The 11,490-nt window shown below is 39.3% G+C and carries 9 protein-coding genes and 1 pseudogene; 7 read left to right on the top strand and 3 right to left on the bottom strand.

The annotated features are described in order from the left end of the window. Positions 1–317, top strand: a 317-nt coding sequence (locus G470_RS14225; protein WP_156908056.1) for an IS30 family transposase, incomplete at its 5' end; no start/stop codon positions are given. A gap of 311 nt (positions 318–628) precedes the next feature. Here the strand turns inward: G470_RS14225 and G470_RS0109780 are convergent. Both G470_RS0109780 and G470_RS13330 read right to left on the bottom strand, forming a co-directional pair. Continuing rightward, positions 629–1,450, bottom strand: coding sequence for an endonuclease/exonuclease/phosphatase family protein (locus G470_RS0109780; RefSeq protein WP_028274664.1), 822 nt, complete (start codon positions 1,448–1,450; stop codon positions 629–631). Between the two features lie 12 nt (positions 1,451–1,462). Further along, positions 1,463–3,114, bottom strand: a pseudogene (locus tag G470_RS13330) (PTS transporter subunit IIBC); the annotation flags it as partial. Between the two features lie 312 nt (positions 3,115–3,426). Between G470_RS13330 and G470_RS0109765 the strand changes: the two are divergent. The 4 genes from G470_RS0109765 to G470_RS14220 are packed head-to-tail and all read left to right on the top strand — an operon-like array spanning position 3,427 to position 7,698. Then, the gene (locus G470_RS0109765) at positions 3,427–5,697 is read left to right on the top strand and encodes a glycoside hydrolase family 65 protein (protein ID WP_028274663.1); all 2,271 of its coding nucleotides are present in this window, start codon (positions 3,427–3,429) and stop codon (positions 5,695–5,697) included. Positions 5,698–5,740: 43 nt separating this feature from the next. After that, the gene (gene pgmB / locus G470_RS0109760; protein WP_028274662.1) at positions 5,741–6,412 is read left to right on the top strand and encodes a beta-phosphoglucomutase; all 672 of its coding nucleotides are present in this window, start codon (positions 5,741–5,743) and stop codon (positions 6,410–6,412) included. Next, on the top strand, positions 6,399–7,406 hold the full coding sequence (locus G470_RS0109755; RefSeq protein ID WP_028274661.1) for an aldose epimerase family protein: 1,008 nt from the start codon (positions 6,399–6,401) through the stop codon (positions 7,404–7,406). The genes pgmB and G470_RS0109755 overlap by 14 nt, the downstream gene beginning before the upstream one ends. A 40-nt stretch (positions 7,407–7,446) precedes the next feature. Further along, the gene (locus G470_RS14220; protein ID WP_420806591.1) at positions 7,447–7,698 is read left to right on the top strand and encodes a LacI family DNA-binding transcriptional regulator; all 252 of its coding nucleotides are present in this window, start codon (positions 7,447–7,449) and stop codon (positions 7,696–7,698) included. Here the strand turns inward: G470_RS14220 and G470_RS0109750 are convergent. Further along, positions 7,638–9,596, bottom strand: coding sequence for a BglG family transcription antiterminator (locus tag G470_RS0109750; protein ID WP_028274660.1), 1,959 nt, complete (start codon positions 9,594–9,596; stop codon positions 7,638–7,640). The two genes, G470_RS14220 and G470_RS0109750, sit on opposite strands and share 61 nt — an antisense overlap. A gap of 194 nt (positions 9,597–9,790) precedes the next feature. Here G470_RS0109750 and G470_RS0109745 point away from each other — a divergent pair, with 194 nt between their 5' ends. Together G470_RS0109745 and G470_RS13325 are read left to right on the top strand one after the other, a co-directional pair. Continuing rightward, entirely contained in the window at positions 9,791–11,215 is a 1,425-nt protein-coding gene (locus tag G470_RS0109745) for a glycoside hydrolase family 38 N-terminal domain-containing protein (protein ID WP_028274659.1), read from the top strand. Positions 11,216–11,269: 54 nt separating this feature from the next. Further along, positions 11,270–11,490: helix-turn-helix domain-containing protein (locus G470_RS13325; RefSeq protein WP_028273280.1), on the top strand; the 221-nt coding region annotated here is incomplete at its 3' end.

Below are 11,490 nucleotides of genomic sequence, written 5' to 3'. Positions count from 1 at the left end.
ACTTATTCAAATCGATTATTTTTGATTGCGGGAAAGAATTTTCAAACTGGAAAAACATCAGCAATCAACAGGATATCGACATTTATTTTGCAGACCCAGGCACGCCCTCTCAAAGAGCTCTAAATGAAAATTCAAATGGGTTACTACGAAAAACCGGTCTACCAAAAGAAATGGATTTCAATTCAGTTACACAAGAGTACATTTCAAGCGTTTCTTCTAGAAGAAACAACATTCCAAGAAAGTCATTAAATTATCGAACACCACTTGAGTGTTTCTTAGATCATGTAGACAATGATATTTTGTCTCGCTTAATTTGACAAATCAAAAAAATAAAAAAGAACCAAAAATAAAAAACATGATCAGCACAAGGGCGAAAACTTTTTTCCAACCATTAATTGACACTATCGCGATTGTGTGTTTACTTTTATTTAATACGATAACAAATAGAAAAAAACAGCATGTTGTGCCTCCAAGGAGGAAATCCCTAGAGTGATTACCTAAATGAGCCGGTCTGAAAAAATAGTAGGCGATGAAAGGTTGAAACATTCATCCACCTATGCCGAACAGAGCATAGAAGGCCGTTCATTGCAGTGTTATTGATCGTCGTTATCAGTATGACAGAGCTGTTTTAGCATGCTTCATTTGTTTCAACTGCAACACCGAAATGATCAGAAACGACTGGATAGTGATGTCCGTTGAAGATCACCTTTGAGGAAATCACTGGAACAGGATGATTCGAAAAGATATAATCCATTCGCAAACCTGTTTGATTATCTATCCATCCATCAATTGCCTTTGCAACCGTAAAGCCGTTATCTTTTTCTTCAGCAAGCGTGTAAGTGTCGAACCATTGTTGTGAAACGCTATCGTATCCTTCTTCTTTTTGGTCGGCTGGATTGTTGAAATCCCCCATTAGAAATATCCAACCTGATAATGATTCAAAAACTTTTTGGGCTTTTTCCCATTGGCTTGAAAAGGGTTCTTCCTCATCTTGCCACCAACCAAGGTGCAGGCTGAAGTACCAATGTCCTTTTGACTTGATGCCAAGGGCTTTGCGGCTCTTGTAATTATCATAGGACTTATTTTCTGAAACAAAAAACGAGGAAACTTCTTCAATCGGATTCAAACTCAATAGAGCCAAACCTTCATCGTAGCGGTCATACCCAACATGAGAAGGTTCCCAAGTCCAATAGTAAGAAAGCCCCTTTTCGCGAAGTTTTTCCTGTAAAAGTAGCGCAAAGTTATCTTCTTTGATGGGATGTTCTTTGTTTGCCTCTTCAAAAGAAAGCAACCTCGACGGCTCTACTAAAGGAGCAGCAATCGATTGATTCACTTCCTGCAAAGCGATCACATCAAATTGCTGCGCAGCGATTGCTTCACATAAGAACGTCAACTTTTCAAGTGCCTCTTCTTCCATCCAGCTGTGTGTGTTCAATGTTAGCAATTTCAATTTCTATCCTCCTAATTCGTCGAGAATATCTGATTTTAAAATATCGGCTTTAGGTCCATAAATAGCTTGGATACCTGTACCTTTTTTAACCAAACCTAGAGCACCCAACTCTTTCCAATCTTCTTCGTTTTTGACAGCTTCTGGATCTTTGACGGTTACACGTAAACGTGTCATACAAGCATCTACATCTGAAATGTTTGTTTTTCCGCCTAATGCTTCAATGATCCCAGCTACTTGTGCATTCGTTGTTTCATTTGCTGGGGCTGCGTCTGTTTCTTCCTCATCAGTTGTTTCTGATGAAGATTCATCAATGTAATTACCAAGACGACCTGGAGTAGCGATGTTGAATTTTCCGATCATCCAATAAGAAATACCATAAGCAAGTAAGAAGAAAATCACACAAGAAAGAACAAAATTGATGACATCTCCTAATAACCCCGCATTGATCGACATTGGAATACGGGTCAAGAATTCAAGAATACCAAACGAGTGAACACGTAAGTTGATGATATCTACTAATGCAAAAGACAAACCTTGAATCACTGCATAAATACCATATAAAGCAGGAGAAGTAAACATAAACATGAATTCAAGCGGTTCTGTCACACCTGTCAAGAAAACAGCTAAACCGGCAGAGAAGAAAATAGATTTGTACTTAGAACGTTTGTCTTTGTCTGTACGACGATACATTGCAAATGCAATTCCCAACAATGTTCCGGCAGCACCAATCATTTGTCCGGCTTTAAAGCGGGCAGGTGTCACGGAAGCCAAAAGATTGTTATAAGCAGCTGTATCTCCAGCGTTTTTCAAGTTGACCAAGTCACTCGTCCAAGCTAACCATAAAGGATCTTGTCCGAAAACTTGTGTACCGGCAGAAGATCCGGTCAATACAGTATAAGTTCCGCCTAGTGCAGTATAGTTGACCGGGATCGTCAGCATATGGTGCAAACCGAAAGGCAGTAGAAGACGTTCTAATGTACCATAAACAAATGGCGCAAAGATAGGAGCTGTCTCACTTGAAGTCGCGATCCATTGTCCAAAGTTGTTGATACCTGTTTGGATGATCGGCCAAACAACAGCTAAGACAAGCGAAATGATCACTGACCATAGAATAACGACAAATGGAACAAAACGCTTTCCATTAAAAAAGAAAGGGCTTCAGGAAGTTTGCGGTAATTATAATACTTGTTGAAGATGACTGCGCCGACGAATCCAGCAATGATCCCTACAAATACCCCCATGTTCAGCGCAGGTGCACCTAAGATAGAAGTAAAGTAACCGTCTACCAAAATCTCGCTACCAAACAAAGTATGCGTTGTTGCACCTTCTGTTGTCAGCATTTCAGATGTTACACCGAATAATGCACCTGTAGTTACATTGATCAGGATAAATGCTAATAGCGCTGCGAAAGCACCGCCTGCTCTTTCTTTTGCCCATGAACCCCCGATTGCTGCAGCGAATAAGATATGTAGGTTACCAATGATGGCCCAACCTAAACTTTCCATTACGCCGCCAGTTGTACCGATAAGGAATAAATCTCCACCAAACATAGTGATCATTTTTCCAATACTGATCATCAATCCTGCGGCTGGCATCACGGCCACTACGACCATCAATGCTTTTCCTAACTTTTGCCAAAAATCAAATGAAAAAAACTTTTTCATTTTAAAAACCTCTCCTTCTTGTTCCGTTAAAAAATAAATAATGCAAACGGTTACCTTAAAGATACGTTTATTCAAAAGCAAATGCAAGCGTTTTTCTGCGGTTTATGCTAAGGAGAAACTTGTTATCGATAACAGAATTGTTGAAACGCGAGGATAAGCGGTTTTTGGAGCAAAAAGAGAAGAGCGTAGATAAAAAAACGATTTTTGAATTGACAATGCAACCGTTTGCTTATAGACTGACGTTGCATAACAGAGAAATTGAAAGCAGCAGGGAGGATCCCTATGCCATTCAATGAATCAGGAGGAAAAGAAATGACAGATAATCGATTGTTTGATATTGATGAATGGAAAGTAAAAACTACACTGTTGAATAAAAAAGAACGCCGATTGCAAGAGAGCTTAACTAGTATTGGGAACGGTTACATGGGCATGCGCGGCAACTTCGAAGAAACTTACTCAGGAGATCATCATCAAGGAAGTTACATAGGCGGCATCTGGTACCCTGACAAAACGCGAGTAGGCTGGTGGAAGATCGGTTACCCAGAATATTTTGGTAAAGTGATCAATACAATGAACTTCATTCAGTTGGACATTGTGATCGATGGTGAAAAAGTTGATTTGTATACAGATACGATAACGGACTTTGAAATGGAATTGGACATGCAGCATGGTCTGTTGAATCGACGTTATGTGATAGACAAAAAAGGTAAAAAAGCAGCTGTTAATGTAGAACGTTTTGTTAGTTTGGATCAAAAAGAATTGTGTGCCATTCGTTTATCGGTGACGAGTTTATCTGACACGATCGATGTAGAATTGATACCTGCATTAGACGGTGATGTCACAAATGAAGATGCCAATTATGAAGAAAAATTCTGGCTGCCTGTTGCGTCAAAAGCGAATACACTGGTTATCGAAACCAAACCAAATGACTTTGGCATTGAACAATTCACTGTTGGAGCAACGATGACGAACCGCGTAACGCATGTTGAAAAAACGGGTGAAGTGCTGACGTCGATGAAAGTTTCTGAAACGTATAGTGGTAATTTAACACCAGGACAATCGGCAACGATCGAAAAACGGGTCGTGCTCACAACTTCTCGCGACTATGATCCAGAAAAGGTAGAACAACAAAGCCAAGTGATCAGTCAGGCAGTAGATGCTTTATCCTTTGACGAATTGAAAAGACGTCATCAAACGTTATGGTTGGAAAGATGGCAAAAGGCGGATATTGAAATCGGTGGAGATCCAGCTGCGCAACAAGGCATTCGTTTCAATCTATTCCAATTATTCTCCACTTATTATGGTGAAGACTACCGCTTAAATATTGGACCAAAAGGTTTTACAGGTGAAAAGTATGGCGGTGCCACTTACTGGGATACAGAAGCTTATGCCGTTCCCCTTTATTTAGCTTTAGCCGATCAAAGCGTAACCAAAAACTTATTGACGTATCGTCACAATCAGTTGCCAGAAGCTGAGCACAATGCGCGTCAGCAAGGATTGAAAGGTGCATTGTATCCCATGGTCACATTTACAGGTGTTGAATGCCACAACGAGTGGGAAATCACCTTTGAAGAGATCCACCGGAATGGCGCAATAGCATATGCGATCTACAACTACACGAACTATACAGGCGATGAAACCTATTTGAAAGAAAAAGGATTAGATGTCTTAGTAGGCATCAGCCGTTTTTGGGCCGATCGTGTGCATTATCATCGGACGAAAGATCAATATATGATCCACGGTGTTACAGGACCGAATGAGTACGAAAATAACGTAAACAATAACTGGTACACAAATAAAATGGCAGCTTGGACATTGCGTTACACACTATCAGTACTCCCATTGGCACCGCTGAAAAAAGAAGAACTTCATATCAGCGAAGAAGAACTGGACAAATGGCAAGACATTATCAATAAAATGTATTATCCTTATGACAAAGAACAAGGCATCTTCGTTCAACATGATACTTTCCTTGATAAAGACTTGCGGCCAGTCAGCGCGTTAGATCCTGCTGAACTGCCATTGAATCAGAACTGGTCTTGGGATAAGATCTTGCGTTCGCCATTCATCAAGCAGGCAGATGTTTTGCAAGGCCTCTACTTCTTTAGAGATGAATTCTCAACTGAAGAGATCGAGCGCCAATTCGATTTTTATGAACCTATGACTGTTCATGAATCAAGTCTATCACCAAGTATTCATGCGATTTTGGCTGCTGATCTTAAAAAAATGGACAAAGCGGTTGCTTTTTATGAACGAACTGCACGTTTAGACTTGGATAATTATAATAATGATACCGAAGATGGCTTACATATCACTTCTATGACGGGAAGCTGGCTGACGATCGTTCAAGGATTCGCAGGAATGAAAACGACTGATGGACGCTTATCCTTTAGACCGTATTTGCCTAAGAACTGGCAAAACTATGCTTTCCATATCAATTATCGCGATCGTTTGTTAAAAGTATCGGTAACAAGTGATGAAGTGAAGATAGCATTATTAGAAGGTGAGCCGCTAGACATGGCGGTTTACGATGAAGCTGTTTTACTGAAGCAAGTATACACTTGCAAAACAGTTGCTGTTTAGTAACGAACATACTGATCAACAGGAGGAAGGAAGCGTGAAGAAGATGAAAGCTGTATTATTTGATTTAGATGGTGTGATCACAGACACTGCTGTTTACCATTACAAAGCTTGGAAAGCATTGGCTGCAAAAATTGGAATTGAGATCGATGAAGCGTTTAACGAGCAATTGAAGGGTATCAGCCGTATGGACTCTCTAGAGCGTATTTTGGCAAAAGGGAGCAAATTAGACGCCTACTCAGAGGAAGATAAGCTTGCATTGGCAACAGAAAAAAATGATTTGTATAAAACCATGATCCAGCAAATAACACCTGAAGACATTCTTCCAGGAATCAATGATTTGATTTCGGGATTAAAGGCAAAAGGGATGCGTTTAGGCTTGGCTTCTGCCAGCCAAAACGGTCCGATGATTTTAGAAAAGCTCGGTCTTAAAGATACATTTGATGAAATCGTTGACCCTGCTCAATTGAAAGCTAGCAAACCAGATCCAGAAATTTTCTTGACGGGCGCGCAAGATTTGGGCTTTAAACCAGAAGAATGCGTAGGTATAGAAGATGCAGCAGCCGGCGTAGACGCTATCAATGCAGCCGGTATGGTTTCGATTGGAGTAGGAAACGAACAGACTTTACAAAAAGCGACAACAGTTGTGCCGGATACAGCTTCTCTTTCAGCAGCTTTAGTAGAACGTGTGTGGAGGGAAACGGTTGAACATTCGTAAAAGCTCATGGGGACATGTCGATGGGCAAGAAGTTTTTTCCTATACACTAACAAATGATCAAGGAGCGATATTCCGGTGCATGGAGTATGGAGCGGTAGTAACCGCAATTGAAGTTCCAGATCGTGAAGGTCGAATGGAAAATGTCGTGCTCGGCTTTGATTCCCTTGATCAGTATGTGAAAGATTCACCTTATTTTGGCGCTCTTGTCGGCAGAGTAGCTGGTCGCATTGCACGTGCTTCTTGGAAAGATCATCAATTGACAAAAAATGAAGGCGAACATCACATTCATGGCGGTACTGCTAATTTCAGTCATCGCGTATGGAAAAGCCGGGTAGTAGAAGATCATCATAAAGTAGGTATCGAATTTTCTTTGGATAGCCCTCATGGAGATAATGGATATCCAGGAAATCTGTGTGTAAAAGTTATCTACTATTGGACAAACGAAAATGTTTGGGAAATGGACATTCTAGCGCAAACTGATCAAGAAACTTTGTTTAATCCTACGAACCATACGTACTTTAACTTAAGTGGAAACGTAAAGAACAAAATTTTAAACCACACCTTGCAGATCGAAGCCAGCGCTTATGCAGAAACGAATGCAGAAAAGCTGCCGACTGGAAGACTGTTGCCTGTTTCTGATACGGCATTTGATTTTAGAGAACCCATTCAAATGGGAAAAGCTTTAGAGAAACATCCAGCAGGCTACGACACCCCTTTTAAGTTAGAGGGCACAAAGCGCCTTGCATTGAAAGATCCGGAAAGTGGACGGTGCTTATCGATTCAAACAGACCGAGATGCTGTGGTGGTATTTTCAACGACCAATATGGAAGAAGACTATATGGTTGCTGAAGAAAAGATGAGCAGTCATCGTGGGATTGCTCTAGAAACGCAAGAATTACCCGATGCAGTCCACCATTCGGCTTTTCGTTCGATCGTGATCGCACCGCATCAGGAATACCGTTATCAGACAGCTTACAAATTTACCGTTTGCTGAAAGTACGGCTGGATAAAAAAGAAGAGAAAGGGGTGTAGGAATGGCGATTACCATAAAAGATGTAGCAAAAACAGTCGGAGTAGCCACTTCGACTGTTTCCCGTACGCTGCAAAATTCACCAAGCATCAGTGAAAAGACGAAACAAAATGTCCGACAAGTCATGGATGAATTGGGATACCGACCGAATTTAACGGCACGCGGTTTAGCCAGTAAAACGACTCAATTGTATTTTTATATCTTCAATGGCTTAAAAAGTTGTAAACTGGTGTTAACTTCAGATAATAATTTATAAACATCATCCAAGTTCTTACAAGTATATAGCTCCTCAGTAAGGTCATCTGAAGAAGCGATTCTCATGATTTTGCGCAATAGTATTTGGAACATTTTTGGGTTTTGGTCATCTGAAACGATAAAGATGACTGTCTTTACCTTGTAACCATCCCATTCGATAGGATTAGTCAAATTACTAATAACGATGGAAGGTCGGAGAACTTCTTCTTTCGATCCGTGAAGCACCGCAATTCCACGTGCAACATATGTGGAGCTTTTTTGTTGCCTTTCAGTCACTGTATAAGGAAATCTATCTGTAACATCTCCTTCTTCCAATAGGTAATGACAACTTGAATAAATGAACTCTTCTTGAGAAGTAGAATTATCCTTAAAAAAACGTAAATACTCATATAAGGAGTCTCTTTTAGGGGAAGTCTCTATTGAGCGAAAGGCGATGAAGTGTTTCAGCGTATTAAAATCTTTCTGGGAAAAAAGATTACTTATTTCTACGACATTGGGCGCATTTATTTCCGTATTAGTGGTATTGACAATTAAATCAAAGTTTTCTGGAATGAGCTCGTTGATGGTATTGGAACGAAAGATGTTCGTTATTTCTACTTCCTTGAAGAGAGATTGAATTGTATCGGATAGAAATAATTCGATAGAAAGTCCTTCATTGCACACTAAAGCGGTTTTAAAGGTTTTTGAATTTCGAGAGCGGTTGAGAGCGGCGATGATATGGAGACAAATATACCCGATTTCGTTGGAGTCGAAAAAGATGTTTTCCTTTCTTTCCAGTCTTTCAATAGTCGTTAATACCAGCAAATAAATTTCTGTGTATTCATTTTTTATATGATCCAATAAGGGATTACTGAAAGGAATACCTTGTTTCATACGGTTTATTGCAGGTCTCAGATGTGTAATCAAGTTTCTGCTTAATGCATCATCTTGACTCAAATCAACATTTAATTGAGTACCTACTTCAGAGATAAATTCATTGATTACTTTATTTTCAGTAATCTCTGTAGTGGCATTTGTCTGCTTCCTGGTGGACATCAATATTTTGGAAAGGTAGTGAATTTCATTATCGGGAAGTGCTACATAAAAATACTGTTCAATATGAAATTTTAATAAAATTGCGTACTGGAATTCAGCACTTTGAGTAATATCTGGTGTTATACTCTCCTCAATATAAAACTGGTTTCTGGTACGGATAAGGATGATTAAAAGATATAACAGCAAAAGGTTGTAATCATTTTCGCATACATTGCTGTCAATTGCTTTCTCGTACACATTAACTAACTGAATGAGGCGTTTTTGATCCTCTTCATCCAAGAACGCAGATAGAACAAATTTTGTTCGAGCTGTAATTCGGTTGTGTTGAAATTCGTTGTCTGTGGAGGAGAGGTAATTTGTTAACACGAACAGAAAAAGGCTTCGAATATCATTTTCTTTCCCTTGAAGTTTGATTCCTCTGCCTTTAATTTGTTTCAGTTCACATGAAAAACGGGAGACAAATGCTTGCACATCTTGGATGATATTTTGGATGCTGGAAGTTGATTTATAAAGATGATTTTCCAAGTAGGTAAGAGGGATTGGTTCTTTTTTAGTGAAAACTTCGACCAAAATGAAAGTGAAATCATCCAGATTGTTAAACGAAACTGGCAATACAGATTGGTTCTTTAATTTAGATAGAAGTTCTACTTTTCTATCCGGACTGATATCAAGAGTGACACCGACATTCGGAATTTTTTTTAATTCGTTCTTCCGTATGAAGGAAGAAAATTCGGCAGACTGAAAATAGTTATGGATAGTGCGTTCCGAAACATCAATGTATTCAGCCAACTCTTTAACCGTTAGTGCATCTTTTTGCTGTAGGAGAAGTTGGATTAATTTATGGACTTTTTTAAGCTTGGGCACAATTCCATTCTCCTTTCCGCATTAATTAGAAAGCGCTTTAACTATATTATAGCAACAATCCTAACTGCATACATTAAGTAATTTGCAACATTTGGATAAGATGTTGCATTTTTTGTGTGTTTAAGCTGTTTATTGTTGAAGAGTGGGGCAAGTATACTTTAGATACAGAAGAAATACTATTGAGAGGTGGTTCCATGAAAAAAATAGCAAACGGCATTCACCATACGCATTGGGATTTGATTTGGTACTTTACTGTTCAGGATGCAAATGTTCAATTTGCCTATAATATGAAAGAAATTCTTGAAGCTTTCGATAAAGGAGAGTTACAGCATTTCTTTTTAGACGGGCAAACAGCTCCTATCGACGAATATTTGAGAATGTTCCCAGAAGATGAAGAAAGAATCTCAACCTATGTAACGTCAGGGCAGTTAGTCATTGGTCCATTCAATTCGCAACTGGACAGCTTTATCACGAGTGGAGAATCGGTTATAAACAACCTTCGATTAGGATTAAAGACGGCTCAAAGGTTAGGAAAAGCGTCTAAAATTGCTTATTTACCAGATTCATTCGGGCATTCCATCGATTACCCGAAAATATTTAACCAATATGGAATCAATGATTTCGTGATTACGAGAGGGGTTGGAGACGAATACGATTTAGGAAGCGAGTTTTATTTAGAATCGAATGATGGGTCGCAACTGCTCGTTTACACCATGATTGCAGGATATGGATATGGAGTTTATCCCTTCAAGGAAGGCACTTTATTCACAAATGAAGCGGTGGATTATAATAAAATTGATGTCCACCAGCTGATTGATCGGTTGTTGTCTTATTCTACAATAGAGAATGAATTTGTATTTCCTCTTGGATTTGATCAGAATCCAATGATACATCAGACACGAGAAAGAATAGACTATTATAATGAGAATCAGAATGAAATTGAATTTGTGGAAACAACATGGGAAAAGTACTTTGAAAAAATCAGAAAGAAAGGAAAAAATGTAAAAACTCATCAGCATGAACTTATATCTACTCAATACCATAGGGTTCATCGTTCAATTTACTCAGCACGAGCTGACGTAAAAGCTCTTCAAGATAAATGCGAAAGAGTACTGACATATGAATTACAACCGATGATGGCATTGTTGGATAGCTTAGGAGTAAATTACAGCCACGGTCTGCTCGATAAAGCATGGGAAACATTGATTTTATGTCAGACGCATTCATCCGCTAACTTAACAGAAGAAACAAACGCTTATATCGAACGGGAAACAAAAAATGCGCTCAATTTAGCTTATTCTCATAAGTATTACCTATTGAAGCTGATGTCGCTATCCTTGAAGTTGAATGGCAATGAAGGCGAACCACTAATTGTAATGAATACATTGCCTTATAAACGAAATCAATTAGTTACAGCTAAAGTATTCACAAAGAACGAAAACTTCAATATTTACTATGATAAAGAAAAAGTTCCATACACGATTCTTAATAGACAAAAGAAAAATAATGGGGTCTTAAGGAAAGATCCATTAAAGATAAATAGTGAAAAGTTTTATTATGAAACAGACGGCAGATTTTATAATGAAGCTAGCCACCGCCAAAGAAAAAACGCCACGTGAATTTCTGGTATATTGAGGTTACCACTAACTCTCAATAGACAAGGATGAATTCACGTGACACAAACCCATCTTAACACAGAATCCCGCAAGGGAAAACACCTTTCCTACGCCGAGCGCTGCCAGATCGCGGTCCTGAAGAAGGAAAAGTACTCGAATCGCGATATTGCCCAGGTGTTGGGGCGGGCTCCGGAGACGATCAACAGCGAAGTCAGAAACGGGACGGTCCAGCAGCTCCGCCGCCAGAAGCAGAACGGGAAGACCTACGACTACTATGA

Source organism: Atopococcus tabaci DSM 17538 (assembly GCF_000429585.1).
Lineage (GTDB): Bacteria > Bacillota > Bacilli > Lactobacillales > Carnobacteriaceae_A > Atopococcus > Atopococcus tabaci.
Note: the sequence above shows the minus strand (reverse complement) of the source record. Positions and strands in the feature narration are given on the sequence as shown.